Here is a 24,098-nt window from a genome sequence, read left to right as displayed (position 1 = left end):
GCACTTGCTGAAGAGCTTGCTGCTGAAGCTGAACTATCTGCCGCACTTGCTGAAGAACTTGCTGCTGAAGCTGAACTGTCTGCTGCAGAAGCAGAAGAACTTGCCGCTGAGGCTGAACTATCTGCTGCAGACGCAGAAGAGCTTGCTGCGGACGCTGAACTATCTGCTGCACTTGCTGAAGAACTTGCCGCTGAAGCTGAACTATCTGCTGCACTTGCTGAAGAACTTGCCGCTGAAGCTGAACTGTCTGCGGCACTTGCTGAAGAACTTGCCGCTGAGGCAGAACTGTCTGCTGCAGAAGCAGAGGAGCTTGCTGCGGACGCTGAACTATCTGCTGCAGAAGCAGAAGAACTTGCCGCTGACGCCGAAGATCCAGCCGCTGATGCGGAGCTGTCGGCTGCAGAAGCTGAACTTGCTGCACTGCTTGCTGATGTGCTCGCTGATGATGCCGATGTACTCGCCGCTGACGCTGAACTTGCTGCACTACTTGCTGATGTACTTGCTGATGATGCCGATGTACTCGCCGCTGACGCTGAGCTTGCTGCACTACTTGCTGATGTACTTGCTGATGATGCCGATGTACTCGCCGCTGACGCTGAACTTGCTGCACTACTTGCTGATGTGCTCGCTGATGATGCAGATGTACTCGCCGCTGAGGCTGAACTTGCTGCACTGCTTGCTGATGTGCTCGCTGATGATGCCGATGTACTCGCCGCTGACGCTGAGCTTGCTGCACCACTTGCTGATGTACTTGCTGATGATGCAGATGTACTCGCCGCTGATGCTGAATTTGCTGCATTGCTTGCTGATGTGCTCGCTGCCGATGCAGCATTTTCTGCTTTCGTTACGGCACCATTGATCTCGTTAAGTTTTGATGTCACTGTTTCAGCTGCGGTGGACGCTGCGCTAATTGATGCTTTTGCAGTAGAAGATAAACCGTAAGTGATGGTGTTACCACTAGCAGATACAGTAAGATCACTATCTGCTGCAAAAACAATAGAATTATCACCACTTAACTGCCAAGAATAATCTTCACCACCTGGAGTTCCATCTGCATTCTTTGTTTTGAATGTATAGGTTCTTGAATTAAGCGTATCAACACCGGCTTGAGCCGTTGATGCAGCAGTTGAAGCTGCTGTCGCTGTGCTTTGTGCAGTTGTTGCTGTACTTTGCGCTGTTGACGCTGCTGTTGATGCGCCAAGTGCTGTGGTTTGTGCTGTTGAAGCTGCAGTTGAGGCCGCTGTCGCTGTGCTTTGTGCAGTTGTTGCTGTACTTTGCGCTGTTGACGCTGCTGTTGATGCGCCAAGTGCTGTGGTTTGTGCTGTTGAAGCTGCAGTTGAGGCCGCTGTCGCTGTGCTTTGTGCAGTTGTTGCTGTACTTTGCGCCGTTGACGCTGCTGTTGACGCACCTGTTGCGGTACTTTGCGCTGTTGATGCTGCTGTTGAAGCTGCTGTTGCTGTACTTTGAGCTGTCGATGCCGCAGTAGAGGCTTTTGTTGCGGTACTTTGTGCTGTTGAAGCTGATGTTGAAGCCGCTGTTGCTGTACTTTGCGCCGTTGATGCTGCTGTTGACGCACCTGTTGCGGTACTTTGGGCTGTTGAAGCCGCCGTTGATGCTGCTGTTGCGGTACTTTGAGCGGTCGATGCGGCTGTTGAGGCTTTTGTCGCCGTGCTTTGCGCCGTTGATGCAGCGCTTGAAGCCGCTGTTGCTGTACTTTGAGCAGTCGACGCTGCTGCTGAGGCAGCAACGGCAGTCGAGAGGCCTTCCTGTGCGACGCTTAATACCGCATAAAGTTGGCTACCATTAATGGCATCTGTCGACGTCGATGTCACACGCCCTGCGGCTACATTTTGAATTTGACGAACTGCGGTGGAATTTCCGACAGAAACAACACCTACCGCAGTTGAACCTTGATAGTTAATCGTTTGTTCTGTCAATGTAGCATCTTTGTAAGTCAATGAGGCTGAAGATGTATGCGATGTCCACGCATTTGTGGTGGTGCCAGAACCTAATGCAACCGATCCCGCTTGAGATGCAACCGCATCTTTACCAATCGCAACGGCTTTTTCTTCGGTTGCTTTCGCATTGTCACCATAGGCAGATGCGCTGGTGGTTGCACAAGCATTGGTACCTGTTGCTGTGGCATATGCACCCGTGGCATTAGAACTATAACCCACTGCTGTGGCGTGTGTACCATTTGCAGTAGCGTTAGTACCCAATGCCGATGCGCCACCATAGGCATATCCATTGGCTGTTGTGACGGTGGTATCTACCAACGCTTTAGCGCCTTCCCCTAAAGCGAATGTGTAAACACCTGTTGCATTCGCATCCAGACCGATAGCATTCGCATGTTGGGTACCAATGCTGGAATTGTAACCAATGGCAATACCTGAGCCTGCAGACGCATTTGCTTCACTGCCCATCGCCACAGACTTTTGACCTGAGCTTGCTTTATAACCCGTTGCTACACCATGGGCAGCTGCGCTTGCATTGTAACCTACTGCGGTAGCACCATCCCCTGCTGAACTTTTCGCTCCCGCACCAATTACTGTGGCATAATCCGTCACAGCTTGAGCATTTGCCCCCACTGCGGTGGTTTCTGTTTTATTTGAGGTAGAATTAAAACCGATGGCAGTGGCATTTACTGTGGTCGCCGTGGCGTTATAACCATAAGCGGCGGAACCATCTTTGTTTGCCGTGGATTCACCACCAATAGCAACACCTCCAGATCCCTTATTCGCCGCACTTGCTCCTGCAGTGGCATTATACCCCATAGCAACAGATAGGTGACCAGATGCTGTAGCACAGGTACCAATAGCGATTCCACCATGCCCTGTTGCACATGAACGCTGGCCGCCATCATTGCTTCCAATAGCAATAGTATTGCTATCTCCATTTGCTATCCCACCACCAATAGAAAGACCTTGACCTCTTGTATATGATATTCCATTTGTAGCAGCAGTCACGGCATGAGCCATTCCTGTTGCGCCAATAATGGTGCCAGCACCAGCGGCGATAGAAATCAATGCGTTACTAACATGCTTACGTAAATCGGTTTTTTTCGATTTAGCATGGGATTTTGTTAATTCGGACGTCACCACAAAACGTTGTTGTGAGTGACTCCAAATCACTTTGAAGATTTTGTTCATAATTAAAACCCTTGAAAGACAAAAAAAGACCATAAGGGAAGCGACATGACGTGACTTCCCTAATAAATTCATCGTTGTTTTGTTGAGTTTTGAACGTGTTGACAACTCAGACTTGTAACCAGCCTAAAGAGTTTGATTTCTGTGATCTCATCCTGCAAAGAATACCCATCTGATCTGACAGAACAGAACAGAACAGAACAGAACAGAACAGAACAGAACAGAACAGAACAGAACAGAACAGAACAGAACAGAATATATTATACGATAATAATTATCAAGCGCAAGCTATTTATATGTAAATATTGAATATTTTTCCCTTTTTTGGAGTAAAAACCCTTTGTGTACAAAGCGTTAATAACCTTTTTTATTGTATGGGAATTTTTCTATTGATGCCGTAGGGGAAACAAAACAGCCACCCGATTAAATGCCAGAAAAGACAAAAAAAGTGCGGTGTTTTTCACCGCACTTTCCGCTTATTTGGAGGGAAAGACTATAAAATCTCTTTCGCTTTCGCCACCACGTTTTCCACAGTGAAACCAAATAATTTGAATAATTGGTCGGCTGGGGCAGATTCACCGAAACTGTGCATAGCCACGATGCGACCTTCAAAGCCCACATATTTGTACCAGAAGTCTGCGGTTTGTGCTTCAATCGCTACACGTTTGGTAATGTGTTTTGGTAACACACTTTCACGATAGGCTTCATCTTGTTTGTCGAATACGTTGGTGCTTGGCATAGAAACCACACGCACTTTTTTGCCTTCGCCTTTTAACACTTCTGCGGCTTTCACGGCTAATTCCACTTCAGAACCCGTAGCAATTAAGATCACATCAGGGTTGTTGCAACCGCAATCTACTAAGATGTAACCACCACGAGCCACGTTAGCTAATTGCTCTGCTGTGCGTGGTTGTTGTGCCAAGTTTTGACGAGTGAAGATTAAGGCACTCGGACCATCTTTGCGTTCTACCGCAGATTTCCACGCCACGGCTGATTCTACTTGATCCGCAGGTCGCCATGTTTCTAAGTTTGGAATTAAACGTAATGCCGCTGTTTGTTCTACAGGTTGGTGCGTTGGACCGTCTTCGCCCAAACCGATAGAGTCATGGGTGTAAACGAATAACGCACGTTGTTTCATTAATGCTGCCATACGCACGGCATTGTGAGCGTATTCAAAGAACATTAAGAATGTTGCGCCATAAGGAATGAATCCACCGTGTAAGGCAATACCGTTCATAATGGCTGACATACCGAACTCACGCACACCGTAGTTGAGATAGTTGCCATCAACATTGGTGGTTGCACGAACTGGTTTTGAACCTGACCATAGGGTTAAATTTGAACTGGCTAAGTCTGCTGAACCACCTAAGAATTCTGGTAATAAGTGTGCGTAGGCTTCGATGGCATTTTGTGAGGCTTTACGGCTCGCAATAGAAGCAGGGTTAGCTTGTAATTTTTCCACAAAGGCTTGGCTTTCGGCTGCCCAGTTGGCTGGTAATTCACCGCTCACACGGCGTTTAAATTCTGCTGCAAGTTCTGGATAGGCTTTTGCATAAGCCGCAAATTTTTCATCCCATGCCGCTTCCGCTGTTTGACCTTTGGCTTTCGCATCCCAAGCAGCATAAATGTCGGCTGGAATTTCAAATGGGGCATAATCCCATTCTAACGCTTTACGGGTTAACGCAATTTCGTCATCGCCTAATGGTGCACCGTGACAATCGTGTGAAGCTGATTTGTTTGGTGAACCGTAACCGATAATGGTTTTACAGATAATTAAGGTTGGTTTGCCAGTTTCTGCTTGGGCTTTTTTCACCGCTTCGGCAATTTGTTGTGGATTATGACCATCAATGGCTGGGATCACTTGCCAACCGTAGGCTTCAAAGCGTTTTTGGGTATCATCAGTGAACCAACCGTCAACATGGCCATCAATGGAAATATTGTTGTCGTCATAGAATGCGATTAATTTACCTAAGCCTAAGGTTCCTGCTAATGAACAGGCTTCATGTGAAACCCCTTCCATTAAACAGCCATCACCTAAGAACACATAAGTAAAGTGATCCACAATATCGTGACCTGCACGGTTAAATTGACCTGCAAGCGTTTTTTCGGCAATCGCCATACCCACTGCATTGGTGATACCTTGACCTAATGGACCTGTGGTGGTTTCTACACCGGGTGCATAGCCATATTCAGGGTGACCTGGGGTTTTAGAATGTAATTGACGGAAATTTTTTAAATCTTCAATAGAAAGATCATAGCCTGTTAAATGTAACAAGCTGTAAATTAACATCGAACCGTGTCCGTTAGATAATACAAAGCGGTCACGATCCGCCCATTTTGGATTGGTTGGGTTATGTTTTAAGAAACCACGCCATAAGACTTCAGCAATGTCCGCCATTCCCATCGGGGCACCAGGGTGACCTGATTTTGCTTTTTGAACAGCGTCCATACTTAAAAAGCGGATGGCATTGGCAAGTTGTTTTCGGGTTGCCATTATTTACTCCTAATAAAATTAAATGAAGATTAATCTTGCTATTCTACCTGATTTTTCATGATAAACGGCAAATTAATGCGATTGATAATATAAATAGCGTTAAAATGTGATCTAGCTCATCCTTTTAAGGAAGAAACAAGAAAAAAGTGCGGTGAAAAATAGCCAACATTTTCACCGCACTTTCTCATATCACACCTATTATACTTACGCTTTTGCTTTCGCTGCCGCTTTGACGATCACTGCAAAGGCTGCGGCTTTTAATGAGGCACCGCCTACTAACGCACCATCAATATCTGGCTGAGTAAATAACTCTGCAGCATTCGCATCATTCACAGAACCACCATATTGGATAATCACTTGATCTGCTACCGCTTGAGATTTCGCTGCAATGTGATCACGAATAAATTTATGTACCGCTTGTGCTTGTGCTGGGGTGGCAGATTTACCTGTGCCAATCGCCCAAATAGGTTCATAAGCAATCACCGCACCGTTAAAGGCCTCTACGCCTAACGCATTGATTACCGCATCAATTTGTCTCGCACAAACTTCTTGGGTTTTGCCCGCCTCGTTTTCCGCCTCAGATTCACCGATACATAATACTGGCACTAACCCTGCCTCTTTTAACACACCAAATTTTTTCGCGACAAATTCATCACTTTCTTTGTGATAAGTACGACGCTCAGAGTGGCCGATAACAATATATTTTGCCCCAAAGTCTTTTAACATTTCCGTAGAAATATCGCCAGTAAACGCCCCTTGTTTATTCAGATCGACATTTTGCGCACCTAAAGCAATGTCACTACCTACTAATACGGTTTCTGCTTCAGCCAAATACATTACTGGTGGGGCAATAGCCACGCCACAACCGTCAACGCCTTGAAGTTCTTGTTTCAAGCCTACAATTAATTCTTTGGTAAAGGCTTTGCTACCGTTTAATTTCCAGTTACCCATCACGAGTGGTTTACGAACTGCCATTTAAATTCTCCTTGAATGACCTAGTTGATTTAATAAAAATGATGCCATCTAATATAGCAAATTTTCAGCCTATTTTTGCTTTTTTTTCACGTTTTTTTGATCTAACAGATGATTATTCTTGATTTACAGGGTACAATCTACTGTATAAGTTTGTTATTTTTTAATCAACACTCACCTAAGAACCAGACATTATGCGTATTTTCAAAGCTGAACAATGGAATTTAGCGGTATTATTACCGTTATTTGAAGAATACCGTTTATCACACGGCATGGCGGAAAACCCAGAACGCACTCATACCTTTTTGAATAACCGTATTCGCTTTAGTGAAAGTATCTTTTTCTTAGCCTTTGACGACCAGCAACAAGCCGTCGGTTTTATTCAGCTTTATCCTCGCATCTCTTCTTTAAGACTACAACGCTATTGGCAACTCACCGATATTTTTGTACAAAACACCCCGAAAAAAACCGAGATTTACACCGCACTTATTGAAAAAGCCAAAGAATTTGTCTGTTTCACGCAAGCCAACGTGCTGACCGTTGAACAAGATCAGCAACAACGTCATCTGTTAGAAATGGAAGGATTTAAACTCAATCCGCAAAAAGCGGTGTTTGAATTATTGTTGGATTAATGGAGATTTTGTTTGGCGGATTTGAAATCAAAAATATAGACATTATCTGCATCCATGGTAAAACGGATAAGATATTTTCCATCAAAGACAGGAATTTGCTTTCTAGGCTGACGCTTGTAAATATCCGCACAATAGGATAATTTCTCAACTTCACGTTTGATGGATGAATAAAAACGCTTACTAATCACTTCATTCTTAGATTGCTGTAAAATATAACTCACCTGTTGAATGAGCTTGTTTTCGGCTAATTCAAGCCACACAACGTTATAATCAATCTTCATGGATATTGAGTAATTGTCTTAAATTTTCCATGACTTCATGATGAGGTTTGGTTTTCACTAATCCATTTTGCACACTCTGTAGTACTTCTAACTCCTCATCTGTATACAAAATATCGTCCTGATACGGTACTAATGTTTGCGTATAATGATTAGTATTTAATGCTAGGCCCATTTATTCCCCCTATTACCTTTCTGCTTCTTGGCCAGTTTAATCTTTCTACCTGAAAAACGCAACTTAGTCGAGCAATATTTCAATCTCTACTGGCATCACTTTCGGTTCTGGCACAAACACCTGTTTATGGCGACTGAGTTCACCTTTTTCTAATACGATTAGACTTTTCGGCACTTTAAACAACTTACTCAAATATTTTAATAAATAGGCGTTAGCAGCACCATCAATCGGAGGGGCTGTAATGCTGAGTTTTAATTCATCGTCATGCACACCCACAATCGCATCACGGCTGGCTTTGGGTTGTAACAACAAACGTAATCGTAATCCGCCGTTAATTCGTTCTACTGCAGCCATAAACACTTCGCCAATTTATACCGCACTTTACACGATTTTCCAAAGGCCAAACGGCACGATATCATACATCACTTTGTCTAACCAAAATAAGACAAAGGCTAAAATCATTGGTGAAAAATCGATCATGCCTGTTTTCGGTAAAAGACGACGAATTGGGCTCAGAACGGGTTCACCTAATTGGTACAACAAATAAGCAAGCGGATCGTTACCACGACGGAACCAGCTCAAAACCGCACCAATAAAAATCACGTATAAAATCATTTCCCCAAAGATCTTCAACAGCGTTAATACGCCAATCAACGCAAATAAACCCACATTTGCAGCCACCGTATCAAACGACCATGTACCACCTAAAATGGCCAATAACGGATATTTAATTAAACCGAGCAAAAAGACAAAAAGTAACGCTGCGATATCGATATTTTTATAGGCTTTAAAGGTTTTACGAATCGGATTTAACACAGGATCCGTTAATTTCACCACCGCTTGTGAAATCGGATTATAAAAGTCAGCTTTACAATATTGCAACCACATCCGCAACATCACCACTAACATATAAACGCCCAACAGGCTATTAACTAAATATTGAATTGAATTCATGAACTAACCCCAAGAATGATTAAACTAATCCAGAATATAGGGGTTAAAGAGAGGAAAATCAAGGGAAAACAAGTAAACGTTTTCCCCTATTAAAAATTATTTTGAAATATGATGTACAAAAATTGCCCCAGCACACATGATTGCGGCAAATACGGCAAGTCCGAATGTCCATTCCATGTTAAAGCTCCTCTTTTAGTTTATGTAATTGGCGTCCCATATATAATCCAGCATAAACACCTGAACAAAGCAAAATAGTGTTAATAATTTTTATCTGAATTGGACTTTCTCCGTACAGCATAACAGGAATCGCCAAAATTGCAACTTTTGCCACATCAACACAAAGCTTTGCCCAATCATTTAGCGTTTCTTTCTCATAGGGTTGACGAAATAAATTAAACATACTGCTACACCTCGATCATATTGTCGTTGAAACCTAGAGTAAAAAATACCGATTTCTCTGTCAATCCTATTTCACGAGTAGCGAGTGATAATTTATCAAATTTGGAATGGAGATCACAAAAGGAGAGGATAATTTTATCACGTGATTACAATGGACTTTCCACTTGTAACTGCCCATAAATTTCCACCACCGTTAAAATCAAACAAGAACGTAATAATTTTTCTTGACGAGAATGTTTCATTTGAAACACTAAAGAGTCAGCATCTTCCTTAATCGGCTGAAAATCTAACAGACTTTTATTTTCGAGAAAATTTAATGAATGAGCAAAACGCACCACAATATGATCAACAAAATCATATTCTTTTTCATCATTGTTTAAGGTTTCTTTCATTTGAATAAATGCAGATATGTCTTCAAATAATGCGTGGTTTATCACCCCTAATCCAAGCAAAACCTTTAACCGAATGGCGAGATCAAATAATGGACCAGAGGTTTCAAATAGACTTTCCACCACAGATTGCACGGCGAAATCTGTTTTACGAAAAACACGGTTAATCAGTTGATCCACAGCTTGGTCAAAAATGGCGACGGTAGCGGTAATAAAGCCTCGAATGGAGCTTGCCTCATTGAGTTTTTCATAAATGGGATCCTCTGACAACACAATGTAAATCCTTATAAAATGACAGAAAGTGCGGTATTTTTAACCGCACTTTATAGATTATAGACGTTTCACCTTAAATAGCCTGATATGCCGTGACAATTTGCTCAATGACGTTTTCATCTTGCAATTCGGTGTACTTCTTCACCGTTGCCAGTACGCCATTATCCGCTAAGGATTGAGCCAATTCAACCGCTTGTGGATCATCTTGATTACGATAGGTTAAGGCATAAGCAATAGCGTTAATCAAATTTTTGTTCGGCAAGCCGTATTCTATGGTGCCACGCAATGGTTTAATTAAGCGATCATTATAACTCAGTTTACGCAATGGCTGACGACCAACACGATCGACATCATCCACCAAATATGGATTGGCAAAACGTTTCAGGATTTTCTCAATGTAAGCCGCATGAGCTTGCGGAGCGAAACCATAACGTTTAATCAATACTGCTCCACTTTCTTGCATCACTGCTTTGACAAAGGCTTTGACTTCATTATCTTCAATACTTTCCTTGACGAATTGATAGCCTTTGGCCTTGCCATAATAAGATGTTACTGCATGGCCTGTATTTAGCGTGAATAATTTCCGTTCCACAAATGCCATTAAATTATCGGTTAATTCCATGCCTTTAATGGCGGGAATCGTGCCTTTAAATTGGGTTTGATCCACAATCCATTCGCTAAATTCTTCCACGGTCACCAATAAAGGATCACTTTCATCTGCTTGTACAGGTGGCACAATGCGATCCACTGCACTGTCAACAAACCCTACTAACTGTTCAGTTTTGACTTGCACGTCAGGGGTTAAGTGATTAAACACTTCCTGTTTTAAGAACGTGGTACCTCGCACCATATTTTCACAGGCAATAATATTTAACGGCTTATCAATGCCAGCGTTAAAACGAGCGGTAATCCCTTTAGCGATGGTACTGCTGATAATCTTCATTACTGTCGGTCCCACCGCCGTAGTGACTAAATCCACTTGACTGAATAAATCAATTAACGCCTGTTCATCTTTAGAATTGACGGCACTTACATTTTCTACTTTTTCAATCGTGTTAATGCTATCGCCGACAATTTTCACATTGTAAGACTGTTGAGTTTTGAGCAAATTCACCACGCTGTCGTTGACATCAGCAAAGATCACTTGCACGTCACTGTCCGCTAATAATTTACCGATAAAACCTCGTCCGATATTCCCTGCACCAAAATGTAATGCTTTCATATTTATTCCTTTTTAATCAATTCATTGGCATAGTTAAAAACTACGCCAATTTTTACCGCACTTTACGCTTTTAATAATTCTAGTACTTTATTTACATCATTTGTCGACGTGAGTAACGCAATGGTTTTATCATCATCTAAAGCGTTAGTAATGGCGGACACTACCTGAACGTGTTCATTGTTACGAGCAGCAATACCAATCACCAATTTGGCCACACCTTCTTCTTCATCGGTAAAACGTACACCTGCCGGATATTGGCAAACCACTACACCTGTTTTGAGTACGGCATCTTTGGCTTCAATCGTGCCGTGCGGGACCGCAATGCCCTCGCCTAAATAGGTAGACACTAATTTTTCACGCTCAAACATTGCATCCACATAACTTGGTTCTACAAACCCTGCTTTGACTAATTGCTCACCCGCAAAACGAATGGCATCAAATTTATTGTCAGCTTGTAACCCTAAGAAAATCTGTTCTTTGCTTAGGCTGAATGTCGTACCATTGACTTCTACGGTATGATTTTCAACCGCAGTTTGTGCTGGCTTTTCGCCAGATAAATGGGCTTTTAAATCCCCTACTAAGCCATCATAGAATTTATTGTCTAAGAAATTCTGTAATGAGAAGTGCATAGCGTTTGGTACTTGTTGTTTAGCACGCAAGGTTAAATCCTGATGGGTAATCACGACTTGTGCATTATCAGGCAAATCATTGATGGCACAGTTTGCCACTTCAATCGGTAAACCTGCATCTTTGACTTTTTTACGTAACATGCTCGCCCCCATTGCACTGGAGCCCATTCCCGCATCACAAGATACAAAGATTTTTTTCAGGCCTGCAAAATCCTTGACAGCAATCGTATTCGCCTTGGTATTTTTCATCGCTTTAGAGGCAGCTTGCATTTCTTCTAAACTGTTTGAGCTATCTTCTTTTTGAATTTTTAAGAAGAATGCAGAAATCACAAAGGAAACGGCAAAAGCGGCAATCACAGAAGTAATCACACCAAAGAACGAGGCTTTTGGTGTCATGGCTAGCACCGCAATGATTGAACCAGGAGAGGCAGGAGCTTGTAACCCTGCATTAAATAAAACTAGCGTGAACACACCAGTTGCACCACCCGCAATCACAGCAAGCAATAAACGTGGGTTCATTAACACATAAGGGAAATAAATTTCGTGGATACCACCGAAGAAATGAATAATCGCTGCACCGCCTGAAGTTTGTTTCGCTGAACCTTTACCAAAGAACATATAAGCTAACAATACACCTAACCCAGGGCCTGGATTGGCTTCAATTAAGAAGAACACGGATTGACCAAATTCTTGTGATTGTTGAATACCAAGAGGCGAGAAAATACCGTGGTTAATCGCATTATTTAAGAATAAGATTTTAGCCGGTTCTACAAACAGAGAAGTAAGAGGTAATAACCCATTATTCACCAATACATCTACGCCCGCAGCCAACACTTCGGATAAAGATTTCACCACAGGGCCAACCACATAGAAGAACAAAATGGCTAAAATCATACCGATAATACCAGAGGAGAAGTTATTTACTAACATCTCAAAACCACTTTTAATTTTTCCGTCTGCCCACTTGTCGAAAGATTTAATGGCCCAACCACCCGTCGGTCCAGCAATCATGGCCCCTAAGAACATAGGGATATCCGTTCCGACAATCACACCCGCAGTGGTAATTGCCCCAACGACTGCACCACGGTCACCCCCAACTAATTTACCGCCAGTGTAACCAATTAATAATGGCAACAAGTAAGTAATCATTGGCCCAACGAGCTTGGCGAGATTTTCATTCGGGATCCAACCCGTTTGAATAAACAGGGCTGTAATAAAACCCCACGCAATAAATGCCCCGATATTAGGCATCACCATATTAGATAGAAAACGTCCAAAATTTTGGATTTTCACTTTTGCATTTGCTGATAACATTTTTGACCTCTTATAATGAAGATTATGAGTAGTTGAAAAATAACACAATGCCAAAGTAACGCAATTTTTTTATTTCAAAAATGTGAAGTAGATCACACTTTATTTTTATACCCTGAATTTGAAAATGTGACGCAGATCACACTTTTATCATTTCATTCAATTTTTTGTGATCCAGATCACATTTTATAAGGACAATAAAAACTCTCAACCCCCATTTTAAAAATGGAACATTATCCCCATTATGATGCAAAGTGCGGTTTATTTTTCTTTATTTTTTATTTTTCGCTATAATACCCCAACAAAAACAGGAACAAATGATGACCAAATACAATAAATTACGCATTGAATGGGATTGTCGCCGTGGGATGTTAGAGTTAGATAAAGTGATTATGCCATTTTATCAACAGCATTTTGAGCAACTTTCCGAGGCACAAAAACAAACTTTTATTCGTTTATTGGCTTGTACCGATTTACAACTTTTTTCATGGTTCTTTAATCGTACGCCCGCGCCCGATCCTGAATTACAAGCGATGGTGGATTATATTCATCAGATTTTGCAATAAGAGAGCTAAATTTGGCGGTGTTTAAAAATTTTTTGAACTTTTCGCAAAACACTCGCTCTAATTGATTACAACGGCTTGCTGTGTTATCGCAAGCAACAAGAGATAATATGACTGAACAGATTACCGATCAGGCTTTAGTAGAAAGAGTACAGCAAGGGGATAAGAAAGCCTTTAATTTGTTGGTTTCTCGTTATCAGAACAAGGTAGCAGGCTTATTAACACGTTATGTACCACGCAATGACATTCCCGATGTGGTGCAAGAATCCTTTATCAAAGCGTATCGCTCAATGGATTCTTTCCGTGGTGACAGTGCTTTTTATACTTGGCTTTACCGAATCGCAGTGAATACTGCAAAAAATTATTTAACGGCACAAGGTCGTCGCCCACCCAATGAAGATATTTTGGCGGAGGACGCTGAAAGTTATGATTCAGGCACGAACTTGCGAGATGTGGATACGCCAGAGAATGAATTACTCTCGGCAGAATTAAAAAAAATTGTTTTTGACACCATTGAGAATATGCAAGAGGAGTTGAAAACTGCAATTACTTTACGTGAGCTTGAAGGTTTGAGTTACGAAGAAATTGCCGACATTATGGATTGTCCAGTAGGTACAGTGCGTTCTCGAATTTTCCGAGCCAGGGAAATTATTGAAAATAAAATTAACCCGTTGTTACAACAGTAAAATGTGTCGCAACAGAAAATAAACAGTAAATTGGGGTATTATTATGCAAAAAGAGTTACTTTCCGCCTATATGGACGGTGAACAAGTAAGTAACGAATTCACTGCAACATTATGTCGTGATAGCGAATTACAACAAAGTTGGGCGAATTTTCATACCATTCGTTCGGTGATTCGTGAAGAAAGTGCGGTCTTTTTAGGTAGCGATTTTACGGCCAAAATGGACGCCTTAATTGAGGCGGAAACACCATTGCAAATGTCACAACCGACACCGGAAGAAGTAGAAACTTCGCCGTTTATGCAAAAATTAAAAGCCATGTTTGCCCCATTGACACAAGTGGCAGTAGCCGCAGCGGTATGTTTGGTGGCGGTGTTAGGTGTGCAGACTTTTAATGCGAACCAAGCGGAGAAATCGGCGGATACGCCAGTGTTGCAAACCTTACCATTCAATAACGGTGTGCAACAAGTGAGCTATAATGCACCAAGTAAAGATGTGATTACTAACGAACAAATTGAACAGAAAAACAAACGTATGGGCGCCATGTTGCAGAATTATGAATTGCAGCGCCGTTTACATGCTGACGGTGTGAATTTAGGTCAACATCAAAAATAGTTTATGGTTATACTCAGATCACCACCGTTCACGGTGGTGATTTTGTTTTCAAGGCATGGTAATATGGAAAATAAACGTTGGAATGGATCTATGCTAAAAATAATTAAAAATACCACCGCACTTTGTTTATTACTCGGTCTGTCTTGTGTCGCATTGGCTGAAGATAACTTAACGCCAAAACAACTGGTGAGCGCCATGAGCAAGGCTCAAAACCAGTTGAATTATCAAATTTCCTTTGTGCAAACCAATACCTCGGATTTACAAACATTCCGCTATAAACACGTCATGTTGGATAATAAAAGTTATGCCCAACTCACCACCCTAGAAAGTGGTAAGCAAGATATTATTCGCCGTGATAATTTGGTCAGCTATTTTCAAGCGAATTTTACCCCCTTTACCATTCAAGCTAACCACATTGTGGATTATTTACCCACGATTTTATCGGCCAATTTAGACAAATTTTCTGAATATTATGATTTCTCCGCTTTAGGACGTAACCGTATTGCCGATCGTTTGGTGCAAGTGATTAAAATTATGCCAAAAGATGATTTCCGCTATCAATACCTCTTATTTATTGATGAAGAAAATCATTTGTTGCTCCGCAGTGATCTGCTTGATCGAAATGGTAATACTTTGGAAAGTTTCCACGTCGTGAATTTATATATCGGTGATGAAATCAACAGCTTGGCAGAGCAACTCAATGCCGTGCATTTTCCCCCGTTATTAACCAATGAACCCGTTGCACAAAAGCCCATTACTGGCTGGCAAACAAACTGGATACCACAAGGTTTTAGCCTGATTCATGAAAACATGGAACCCGAAGATAGCGATAATCAGAATATCATTGAAAGCCGTTTATACAGTGATGGATTATTTTCTTTCACCATTTATGTAGCGGATAAAATTATCAATGAAAATCAGGATCACCTTTGGCAACAAGGGGTCAACACCATTTATAGCGAAAATATCGGTGACAAAGAAGTGACCCTGATTGGTCAAATTCCTGCTGCCACCGCAAAACGCATTGTACAAGATTTACAGTTTAAATAAAGGTCGTGGGTGATGATAACAGAAAGCGCCGTCGTCATTGATTATCAAGCGGGTGTGGCAACCGTTAAATGCCAGTCACAATCTGATTGTGGCGCTTGTGCTGTCAAATCAGGCTGTGGAACTTCAGCGCTGTCTGAACTCACCGGCGGCAAACGAGGCGAACATATTTTTACACTAGAAACCATTACCCCATTAAAAATCGGCCAAACCGTGGAAATCGGTTTAGCGGAAAAATCTTTATTATTCTCCGCCTTATTACTTTATGTTGCTCCCTTACTCACCATTCTGATCACCGCTTTTATTGGCGAACACCTATTCCAACACGAACTCTTACAGGCTATTTTTATCTTTTTTTGCACCGCACTTTCTTTTGTGATTGTGCGAGTTTACGCCAAAAAGATGCAAAAAAAATCGGCATTTAAGCCGATTTTGTTGCGTGTGCTTTGAACATTGGAATAAATTAGTTTTCTTCCGTTCTTGTTCCACTCGGTTTCCGTCGTTTACCAATATTCTTCGTATCTTTATGACGCACTTTGACTTTTTTCTTTTGCTCGTCTTTTTTCTTCTCTTCTCGTTTCGCTTTAATACGAGCTTTGGCTTTTTTACTCACGGTTTTTACTTCACCGTCTTTCGGGGCTTTAGTGCGAGGTTCTAATCCCTCAATAATTCTTGGTTTAAGCAATTCTTCGGTATAACGTTTGATTTTGCCTAACAAGCCGTAATCATGCGCCTCGACAAAAGACACAGCGGTGCCTTTTTTACCCGCTCTTGCTGTACGGCCGATACGGTGTAAATAAGTGTCTGCACTATAAGGCAGATCGAAATTCATAATATGGCTGACATCCTCAATATCAATGCCTCGAGCGGCGACATCCGTTGCCACTAACACAGTCACCACGCCATTTTTGAGTTTATCAATGGCATTATTCCGTTGGGTTTGCGCCATTTCACCCTCTAAATAGGTGCTACGAATATTGCGTTTGCGCAAGGTTTCCGACAGCTCACGCACATCTTCACGACGACGTACAAACACAATGCCACGAGTCACTTGTTCATTTTCAATAAAGCGCACCAGTAACTTGGTTTTATGTTCCACGTTATCCGCATGATAATACCATTGGTTAATTTTCTTGCGTTCACGACGGCTTGGTTCGGCGTCTACTTGTAGCGGGTCTTGCAATAAACGCTCGGCAAAATCGGTTAATAATTCGCCCTCTAAAGTCGCAGAAAATAACATAGTTTGTTCACGCCAACGGGTTTCCGCCGCAATTTTTTCCGCATCTTGTCCAAAGCCCATTTGTAACATGCGATCGGCCTCATCAAAGATCAGAATTTCGACCGAACGACAGTCAAAATTTTCTTCTTTGATATATTGCAATAACCGACCTGGGGTGGCAACCACTAAATCTTGGTTCTTATTAAACACTTCACCGTGATTTTGATAGGCCACGCCACCGGTAATAGTGGCAATGTTTAAATGGGTAAACTGCGCCAATTCTTCCGCTTGTTCGGCCACTTGCATGGCTAATTCACGGGTGGGAGTAAGTACTAAAATCCGTGGCGGCCCCGGTTGGCGGCGTGGGTTGTCTAATAAATGCTGAATGGCGGGCAATAAAAAGGCCGCCGTTTTGCCTGTTCCCGTTGGGGCGGAACCTAATACATCTCGCAGTTCCATGGCCGCCGGAATGGTTTCTTGCTGAATCGCCGTTGGGCGAGTATAACCCTTTTTCGCTAAGGCTTTCAGCAATAGCGGGGAAAGGTCAAGTTCTTCAAAAGTCAGTTGTGACATCATTTTCTCTAGTTTATTGTCAAAATTATGCTAAATTATACCGCACTTTCAGGCAATCGGGGGATTTATGTCGGGGTTTCGTTTTAAACAATTTCAGATTCAGCATGATCGCTGTGCCATGAAAGTGGGTACGGACGGTATTTTACTCGGTGCTTGGGCCGACATTCAACAGGCGACGCATATTTGTGACCTTGGTACAGGATCGGGACTGGTGGCGTTAATGCTCGCACAACGTACGAATCCGCACGTGCAAATTGTCGGGGTGGAAATCGCTCCTGATGCGGCGCAACAGGCTCAAAACAACGTTAATCAATCGCCATGGAAAAATCGGGTACAAATTTTTCAGCAAGATATCAGGGAATTTGCGCTAAACTGCGGTGAAAAAAGGCCTAAATTTGATTTAATCGTGGCTAATCCACCTTATTTTGCGCAAGGCGTGGATTGCCGAGATGCCGCACGCAATACCGCCCGTTATACCCAACAACAAACCCATATAGATTGGCTCCATGTTGCTGAACAGTGCTTAACCGAGCAAGGCAAAATTCAATTTATTTTACCGTTTGAACAAGCAGAAACGCTGATTAAAAACACCGCACTTTTTTGCAATCGGCGTTGTGAAATCATCACCAAACAAGGCAAGTCGCCACATAGAATGTTAGTTTCCTTTGAAAAGAGAAAAACCGCACCTCAAATCGAGCAATTAATGATTTATGATGAAAATCATCAATATACAGCCGAATTTGTGGCATTAACTAAGGCGTTTTATTTAAATCTCTAAAAGCCACCGTTGGGTGTACTTTTAGAGATTAGGTGGCTAAACTACTCAATACGCTCGCCGTGTAACACCAAGTCTAATCCTTTACGTTCATCATCATAGTCGACACGTAAGCCAATGGTTTTATCAATGATCTTGAGGATAATGAAACTGCCAATGGCACTGTAAGCGATGGTAATAATGACACTTTCAATTTGTAACCAAAGCGTGGTATCGGTGCCTGAAATATCTGTCGACACAAAAACGCCCGTTAAAATCGCCCCGACAATGCCACCCAGACCGTGAATGCCAAAGGCATCGAGCGTATCGTCATAGCCAAGCCAATATTTTAATTTGGTGGCGCCCACAAAACAGATCGCACTGGTGATCACGCCAATAAATAAGGCACTTTGTACGCTGACAAACCCTGCTGCAGGGGTAATCCCCACCAGACCCGCAATGGCACCAGAGGCCAAACCTAAAGCAGAGGGTTTATGTTTTAAGCAAACTTCAATGAGAATCCAAGTTAAGGCCGCCCCCACCGCCGCCACTTGGGTGGTTGCTAAGGCCATGCCTGCGCGAGCATCTGCGGCTAATGCCGATCCCGCATTAAATCCAAACCAACCGACCCATAACATCGCCATCCCAATTAAGGTTAACACTAAGTTGTGTGGCGCCATCACTTCACGGCCATAGCCAACACGTTTGCCGATCATAATGGAAGCCACCAAACCCGCCACGCCCGCATTAATATGGATCACGGTGCCGCCCGCATAATCTAACACCCCATCGGAGGCCAGCCAGCCATCAAGCCCCCACACCCAATGGGCGGTTGGAATATAAATACACAATGACCAACATCCTACGAATAAAAGTAACGCAGAAAATTTCATGCGTTCCGCAAAGGCGCCCGTGATAATGGCACCCGCAATAATTGCAAAGGCCATTTGGAAAAGCATAAACACGGATTCAGGAATGGTACTCGCCCCGGGGTAAATGGTGCCCAAGCCTTTTTCAGATAACAAATCTAAGCCTTGTAAGAAAAAGCGATCCGTTCCCCCGAGCAAACCACTTCCCTCGGTAAAGGCAAGGCTATAACCAACGCATATCCAAATCACCCCGATTAAACAGGCGACGGTTAAACTTTGCATCATGGTCGCCAACACGTTTTTCTTACGCACCATGCCGGCATAAAACAAAGCCAAGCCCGGCAAGGTCATAAATAATACCAAAATCGCTGACACCATCACCCAAGTGGTATCGCCAGAGTTAAGTTCAGACAGGGGTTTTAACCATTCTGCTGTACTTGCCGTGGCGAGCATAGGAAAACTCACCACTCCCATTGTTAATAACCATTTACACATATTTTGTTCTCCGAAAAATAAGAAAAATTACACCGCACTTTCGTCCACTTCGCCAGTACGAATGCGGATCACACGCTCGACGGGTTTAATAAAAATCTTACCGTCACCGATTTTGCCCGATTGTGCCGCACCGCAAATGGCCTCCACCACTTGCTCGACAAGCTCGTCGGTAATCACAATATCCAGTTGAATTTTAGGGATAAAATCAATCATGTATTCTGCCCCCCGATAAAGTTCGGTATGCCCTTTTTGACGCCCCACTCCTTTTACTTCGAGTACGGTCATGCCATGGATCCCCATGTCATTGAGCGCATCTCGCACATCGTCTAAACGAAAAGGTTGAATAATGGCTGTAACTTGTTTCATTTTGCTTTCTCCTGTGTTGTTAAAAAATGTTGACGTAAAATTTAGGTAAAACAGGGCCACCTCTAGCCAGATTGTCAACATGACAAACTGCCACTAAAGTGAGAAAGAAAACAGATAAGTATCGGAAAAGAGAGATCTTTAGAGATAAATCTGTTCCCTTGCGGTGTTCACCGCTAAGGAACAGACCTTAGCGGAAAAATTAACCTAAATTAAAATTATCGCTATTCATTGAATTAAATGCCTAATTAAAGAATATTTTTAAATTCAGCCAAGACGTCTTTTGGCCATACGCTTGATTGCACTTCGCCAATGTGATGTTTTTGCAACAACAACATGGCTAAACGAGATTGCCCAATCCCGCCACCAATAGACAATGGCATGCGGCCGTTAATTAAATCTTGGTGCCAATCAAATTTTAAACGATCTTCATCATGCGTAATGGCTAACTGTTTACGCAATGCGGTTTCATCCACACGAATACCCATGGAAGAAAGCTCAAAAGCACGTTCCAATACAGGGTTCCAGACTAAAATATCACCGTTTAAACCTTTGTATTCGCCCTCAGAAGCCGTTGTCCAGTCATCATAGTCTGGCGCACGACCGTCATGTGGTTTACCGTCAGATAACACGCCACCGATACCGATTAAGAACACCGCACCGTATTTTTTACAAATTTCGTTTTCACGTTCTTTGTCCGTCATGCCTGGATAGGCTTGCACCAAATCTTCTGAATGTACAAAGGTGATTTCTTTCGGTAAGAACGATTTCAAGCCGTATTTTTCATCCACCGCTTGCTCGGTTTCTAAAATTGCGGAATAAATTGAACGTACGGTTTCTTTTAAGTAAGCTAAGTTACGTTGACCGGCCGGAATCACTTTTTCCCAGTCCCATTGGTCCACATAAATTGAGTGCGTTTGGTCTAAGCTGTCTTCATCTGGACGTAAGGCTTTCATGTGAACAAATAAGCCCTCGCCCTCAGCGAAACCAAAACGGGCTAGCGTATGACGTTTCCATTTTGCTAATGAATGTACCACTTCAAATCTGGCATCTTCAATCATTTTTACATTCACTTGAACCGCTTTTTCTTTACCTGATAAATTATCTTGAATCCCATTACCCACTTGACTTAAGATGGGACCTTGAACTTCAACCAGTCCCAAATGTTGCGCTAATTTTTCAGTAAACGTGTTTTTGGCAAAGCTAATTTCTTGTTGTTGTAAAATAAATGATTTTTTCATGGTTAAATACCTTTGTTCTTGTCAATTAAAATAGGTGTTTCGCTTGTTGCGTAACGCTTGTTGCATATTATTTAACATTACAAGCATATTTTTCAATACTTTTTATAAAAGTTTCGATATAATACAGAAAATATTCAAAATACACATAATAATTTTAGATAAATTCTAATAACGAGGTAGCTATGCAAACTATTGACAACTTAGATCAGCAAATTTTACGTGTTTTAACCAAAGATGCTCGCACACCTTATGCTGAAATGGCCAAAAAATTTGGCGTCAGCCCAGGGACGATTCATGTGCGAGTCGAAAAAATGCGTCAATCCGGCATTATTGAGGGCACCAAAGTGCGAATTAACGAACGCAAATTGGGCTATGATGTGTGCTGTTTTATTGGGATTATCCTCAAATCCGCTAAAGATTATGACAAGGTAATCCACCGCCTTGAAAGTTTTGACGAAGTGGTCGAGGCCTATTACACCACAGGCAACTATTCAATTTTTATCAAAGTCATGACCCACACCATTGAAGAACTACATCATGTGTTGGCCACCAAAATTCAGTTGATTGATGAAATTCAATCCACGGAAACCCTGATTTCTATGCAAAATCCAATCTTGCGGGATATTCGGCCTTAAGCATAGAACCTAGACAGACCAAAAAGTGCGGTAAAAATACCGCACTTTTTCATCACATTATTCACTGGCTTTTTTCAAAATCGCATACATTTCATCTTTTAAATGCAATTTCGCTTTTTTCAAATCTTCCACTTCCGTCGGTGTGGCGAGTTCAATATTGCTTTCAATATTTTTAATTCGCTGATCCAACGCATTATGTTCATCAAACAAACGAGCAAAATGGGCATCTTCAGTTTTTAATTGAGTAATTAAATCACGAAATTCTGGAAACATAGTTTTCTCCTTATGATCTGTAACGACTAACGGCATTGTACCCTAAAATAAATAAAAAAAATGTGAGCGAGTTCACATTTTTTAATAATGAGGCGGTGGCGTTTCTTCCGTGCGACTGGCAATGTTGGACGGCTGCATATCTTTTAATTTATTCGCCAAATAACGCAACTGAGTTTGCATTTTATCGATCACAAATTGTTGATCAATCACCGCTTGATTTAACTGTTCGACTAAATTCTCTTGAAACATCAGCTTGGTTTCGAGTTCCGCAAGACGATCTTCCATGTATTCCCTCCTTATTTTCATTTCGCTTAGGCCTGTCAGTAATTGACAAAACGCCCTAAGCACTATAATCTAGCGTAGTTATTTTAACCTATTATAAGGATAGCAGAATGCTAAACATTAAAAAAATTTCAACACTGGCATTATTGATCAGTGCCGCTGTTGCCACCGTCGCTTGTAATGAGAAAGCACAAGCCGATACTAGCAAAACCACCCAAACCCAAGCGGCACAAGCCACCACAGGGGATGTCAAAGACCGTTCTTATGCTGTTGGCGTCTTATTTGGGACTGATTTGAAAGGCGTAATTGATGCGCAAAAAGACTTGATTACCTACGATCAAGCCAAATTATTGGCCGGTTTAAATGATGCGTTAAATGGTAAAATTGATTTAAACAACCCAGAATTGGGCAACACGTTAAAATCCCTTGATGAAACCTTAAAAAATGCCTCACAAAAGAAAGCGGCGGAACAAGCACAAAAAGCCCAACAAGAGGGTGAAAAATTTGTGGCTGAATTCAAGCAAAAAGATGGCGTGAAAACCACCGAATCGGGTTTGGTTTATCGTATCGAAAAAGCCGGTGAGGGCGTGGCGATTAAACCGGAAGATACCATCAAAGTGCATTACACCGGTAAATTACCGAATGGCACCGTGTTTGATAGCTCCGTTGAGCGTGGTGAGCCGGTTGAATTTGTGTTAAACCAATTAATCCCCGGTTGGATTGAGGGTTTACAATTAATCAAAAAAGGCGGCAAAATTGAATTAGTGGTGCCACCCGCTTTAGGCTATGGCGATCAAGATATGGGCCAAATTCCGGCCAACTCGACACTTCATTTTGAATTGGAAGTGTTAGATGTGACACCTGCAAAAGCCGCAAAATAAGCCAATAATCCACCGCACTTTTTGTCGTTAACACGCCAAGGTGCGGTGATTTATTTGAGATAAAGCCATGCTAAATGAAAAACACCCTTTTACCGATGAAGATCGGACGATTTTGACTTCCTACAAAGCCGTAGTGGAAGGTGTGAGTGCATTAATTGGTAGCCATTGCGAAATTGTATTGCATTCTTTGGAAGATTTTGAACATTCTGCGATTTATATTGCCAATGGTCATAATACCAACCGCCAAGTGGGTTCGCCCATGACGGATCGGGCTTTGCAATCGTTGCACAGCATGAAAACCGAAAGCGTGTCAAAACCCTATTTCACCAAAGCAAAAAGCAGTGGCCTGATGAAATCCGTGACCATTGCGATTCGCAATAAAAATCAGCGCATTATTGGTCTATTGTGCATTAATATCAATTTAGATGTGCCCGTTTCGCAATTTTTACAAACCCTTATGCCACTGCCAGAAGATGATGAAGCCTCTGCGGTCAACTTTGCCAGTTCGGTGGAAGATTTGGTGACCCAAACGGTGGAAAAAACCATTGAAGAAATCACCGCCGATCGCCTTGTGGCAAATAATAATAAAAACCGTCAAATTGTGGTTTCGCTGTATGAAAAAGGCATTTTTGATATTAAAGATGCGATTAATTTAGTGGCTGAACGCTTAGATATTTCACGCCACACGGTGTATCTTTATATTCGTCAAATTAAGCAGGATAGCGAGGACTAA

27 protein-coding genes are annotated in these 24,098 nt (G+C 42.2%); 10 read left to right on the top strand and 17 right to left on the bottom strand.

Going from position 1 to position 24,098, the window contains the following annotated elements; all coding sequences use genetic code 11:
• The 3 genes from ACTG7L_RS07080 to tpiA all read right to left on the bottom strand — a co-directional run.
• Positions 1-3,149 (bottom strand): ESPR-type extended signal peptide-containing protein (locus tag ACTG7L_RS07080; RefSeq protein ID WP_439327972.1); only part of this gene is annotated, 3,149 nt, incomplete at its 3' end.
• Between the two features lie 490 nt (positions 3,150-3,639).
• Positions 3,640-5,640: a transketolase gene (tkt, locus tag ACTG7L_RS07075; protein ID WP_439327971.1), complete on the bottom strand. Its 2,001-nt coding sequence runs from the start codon at positions 5,638-5,640 to the stop codon at positions 3,640-3,642.
• A 204-nt stretch (positions 5,641-5,844) separates the two neighbouring features.
• Entirely contained in the window at positions 5,845-6,615 is a 771-nt protein-coding gene (tpiA, locus tag ACTG7L_RS07070; RefSeq protein ID WP_439327970.1) for a triose-phosphate isomerase, read from the bottom strand.
• A 191-nt stretch (positions 6,616-6,806) separates the two neighbouring features.
• On the opposite strand from tpiA, the gene ACTG7L_RS07065 reads away from it, so the two are divergent.
• On the top strand, positions 6,807-7,244 hold the full coding sequence (locus ACTG7L_RS07065) for a GNAT family N-acetyltransferase (protein ID WP_439240001.1): 438 nt from the start codon (positions 6,807-6,809) through the stop codon (positions 7,242-7,244).
• On the opposite strand, the gene ACTG7L_RS07060 is transcribed toward ACTG7L_RS07065, so the two are convergent.
• The 8 genes from ACTG7L_RS07060 to ACTG7L_RS07025 form a co-directional block, all read right to left on the bottom strand.
• Positions 7,241-7,525: a type II toxin-antitoxin system RelE/ParE family toxin gene (locus tag ACTG7L_RS07060; RefSeq protein ID WP_439327969.1), complete on the bottom strand. Its 285-nt coding sequence runs from the start codon at positions 7,523-7,525 to the stop codon at positions 7,241-7,243. The two genes, ACTG7L_RS07065 and ACTG7L_RS07060, sit on opposite strands and share 4 nt — an antisense overlap.
• The gene (locus ACTG7L_RS07055) at positions 7,515-7,697 is read right to left on the bottom strand and encodes a hypothetical protein (protein ID WP_439327968.1); all 183 of its coding nucleotides are present in this window, start codon (positions 7,695-7,697) and stop codon (positions 7,515-7,517) included. Before ACTG7L_RS07055 ends, ACTG7L_RS07060 begins: the two co-directional genes overlap by 11 nt.
• Positions 7,698-7,760: 63 nt before the next feature.
• Complete coding sequence (yggU, locus tag ACTG7L_RS07050) at positions 7,761-8,051, bottom strand: DUF167 family protein YggU (protein WP_439327967.1); 291 nt, start codon at positions 8,049-8,051, stop codon at positions 7,761-7,763.
• Between the two features lie 27 nt (positions 8,052-8,078).
• Entirely contained in the window at positions 8,079-8,651 is a 573-nt protein-coding gene (locus ACTG7L_RS07045; RefSeq protein ID WP_439327966.1) for a YggT family protein, read from the bottom strand.
• Between the two features lie 178 nt (positions 8,652-8,829).
• A complete protein-coding gene (locus tag ACTG7L_RS07040; protein WP_439239995.1) occupies positions 8,830-9,051 on the bottom strand; it encodes a hypothetical protein in 222 nt (73 codons plus the stop codon).
• Positions 9,052-9,196: 145 nt separating this feature from the next.
• Positions 9,197-9,712: an MltR family transcriptional regulator gene (locus ACTG7L_RS07035; RefSeq protein ID WP_439327965.1), complete on the bottom strand. Its 516-nt coding sequence runs from the start codon at positions 9,710-9,712 to the stop codon at positions 9,197-9,199.
• A 73-nt stretch (positions 9,713-9,785) separates the two neighbouring features.
• Positions 9,786-10,934 (bottom strand): mannitol-1-phosphate 5-dehydrogenase, encoded by a 1,149-nt coding sequence (locus tag ACTG7L_RS07030; RefSeq protein WP_439327964.1) that lies wholly within the window; start codon positions 10,932-10,934, stop codon positions 9,786-9,788.
• Between the two features lie 62 nt (positions 10,935-10,996).
• Positions 10,997-12,877 carry a PTS mannitol transporter subunit IICBA gene (locus ACTG7L_RS07025; RefSeq protein ID WP_439327963.1) on the bottom strand — a complete coding sequence of 627 codons (1,881 nt, stop codon included), beginning with the start codon at positions 12,875-12,877 and terminating at the stop codon, positions 10,997-10,999.
• A 317-nt stretch (positions 12,878-13,194) separates the two neighbouring features.
• Between ACTG7L_RS07025 and ACTG7L_RS07020 the strand changes: the two genes are divergently transcribed.
• From ACTG7L_RS07020 to ACTG7L_RS07000, 5 genes are all read left to right on the top strand, one after another.
• Positions 13,195-13,440, top strand: a complete 246-nt coding sequence (locus ACTG7L_RS07020; RefSeq protein WP_439327962.1) for a succinate dehydrogenase assembly factor 2 — start codon at positions 13,195-13,197, stop codon at positions 13,438-13,440.
• Positions 13,441-13,547: 107 nt separating this feature from the next.
• On the top strand, positions 13,548-14,123 hold the full coding sequence (gene rpoE / locus ACTG7L_RS07015) for an RNA polymerase sigma factor RpoE (RefSeq protein ID WP_439239985.1): 576 nt from the start codon (positions 13,548-13,550) through the stop codon (positions 14,121-14,123).
• A 43-nt stretch (positions 14,124-14,166) separates the two neighbouring features.
• Positions 14,167-14,733, top strand: a complete 567-nt coding sequence (locus ACTG7L_RS07010) for an RseA family anti-sigma factor (protein WP_439239983.1) — start codon at positions 14,167-14,169, stop codon at positions 14,731-14,733.
• A gap of 90 nt (positions 14,734-14,823) precedes the next feature.
• Entirely contained in the window at positions 14,824-15,783 is a 960-nt protein-coding gene (rseB, locus tag ACTG7L_RS07005) for a sigma-E factor regulatory protein RseB (protein WP_439327961.1), read from the top strand.
• 12 nt (positions 15,784-15,795) lie between these two features.
• Entirely contained in the window at positions 15,796-16,230 is a 435-nt protein-coding gene (locus ACTG7L_RS07000) for a SoxR reducing system RseC family protein (protein WP_439327960.1), read from the top strand.
• Between the two features lie 13 nt (positions 16,231-16,243).
• On the opposite strand, the gene srmB is transcribed toward ACTG7L_RS07000, so the two are convergent.
• Positions 16,244-17,572, bottom strand: coding sequence for an ATP-dependent RNA helicase SrmB (srmB, locus tag ACTG7L_RS06995; protein ID WP_439239977.1), 1,329 nt, complete (start codon positions 17,570-17,572; stop codon positions 16,244-16,246).
• Between the two features lie 67 nt (positions 17,573-17,639).
• On the opposite strand from srmB, the gene ACTG7L_RS06990 reads away from it, so the two are divergent.
• Positions 17,640-18,350, top strand: a complete 711-nt coding sequence (locus tag ACTG7L_RS06990; protein ID WP_439327959.1) for a tRNA1(Val) (adenine(37)-N6)-methyltransferase — start codon at positions 17,640-17,642, stop codon at positions 18,348-18,350.
• 41 nt (positions 18,351-18,391) lie between these two features.
• Here ACTG7L_RS06990 and ACTG7L_RS06985 read toward each other — a convergent pair whose 3' ends face one another.
• The 3 genes from ACTG7L_RS06985 to asnA all read right to left on the bottom strand — a co-directional run bounded on the left by ACTG7L_RS06985 (position 18,392) and on the right by asnA (position 21,294).
• Positions 18,392-19,690 (bottom strand): ammonium transporter, encoded by a 1,299-nt coding sequence (locus ACTG7L_RS06985; protein WP_439327958.1) that lies wholly within the window; start codon positions 19,688-19,690, stop codon positions 18,392-18,394.
• A gap of 27 nt (positions 19,691-19,717) precedes the next feature.
• Positions 19,718-20,056, bottom strand: a complete 339-nt coding sequence (locus ACTG7L_RS06980) for a P-II family nitrogen regulator (RefSeq protein ID WP_439327957.1) — start codon at positions 20,054-20,056, stop codon at positions 19,718-19,720.
• Between the two features lie 245 nt (positions 20,057-20,301).
• On the bottom strand, positions 20,302-21,294 hold the full coding sequence (gene asnA, locus ACTG7L_RS06975; protein WP_439327956.1) for an aspartate--ammonia ligase: 993 nt from the start codon (positions 21,292-21,294) through the stop codon (positions 20,302-20,304).
• Positions 21,295-21,476: 182 nt separating this feature from the next.
• On the opposite strand from asnA, the gene asnC reads away from it, so the two are divergent.
• Positions 21,477-21,929, top strand: coding sequence for a transcriptional regulator AsnC (gene asnC / locus ACTG7L_RS06970; protein ID WP_439239971.1), 453 nt, complete (start codon positions 21,477-21,479; stop codon positions 21,927-21,929).
• Between the two features lie 57 nt (positions 21,930-21,986).
• Here asnC and ACTG7L_RS06965 read toward each other — a convergent pair whose 3' ends face one another.
• Both ACTG7L_RS06965 and ACTG7L_RS06960 read right to left on the bottom strand, forming a co-directional pair.
• Positions 21,987-22,202 carry a YdcH family protein gene (locus tag ACTG7L_RS06965; protein ID WP_439240140.1) on the bottom strand — a complete coding sequence of 72 codons (216 nt, stop codon included), beginning with the start codon at positions 22,200-22,202 and terminating at the stop codon, positions 21,987-21,989.
• A gap of 81 nt (positions 22,203-22,283) precedes the next feature.
• Positions 22,284-22,508, bottom strand: coding sequence for a SlyX family protein (locus ACTG7L_RS06960; RefSeq protein ID WP_439240142.1), 225 nt, complete (start codon positions 22,506-22,508; stop codon positions 22,284-22,286).
• Positions 22,509-22,594: 86 nt separating this feature from the next.
• On the opposite strand from ACTG7L_RS06960, the gene fkpA reads away from it, so the two are divergent.
• Positions 22,595-23,365, top strand: coding sequence for an FKBP-type peptidyl-prolyl cis-trans isomerase (gene fkpA / locus ACTG7L_RS06955; protein ID WP_439327955.1), 771 nt, complete (start codon positions 22,595-22,597; stop codon positions 23,363-23,365).
• Between the two features lie 67 nt (positions 23,366-23,432).
• A complete protein-coding gene (locus ACTG7L_RS06950; protein WP_439240146.1) occupies positions 23,433-24,098 on the top strand; it encodes a helix-turn-helix transcriptional regulator in 666 nt (221 codons plus the stop codon).

It is taken from the genome of Lonepinella sp. BR2357, assembly GCF_051851525.1.
Taxonomy (GTDB): domain Bacteria; phylum Pseudomonadota; class Gammaproteobacteria; order Enterobacterales; family Pasteurellaceae; genus Lonepinella.
Note: the sequence above shows the minus strand (reverse complement) of the source record. Positions and strands in the feature narration are given on the sequence as shown.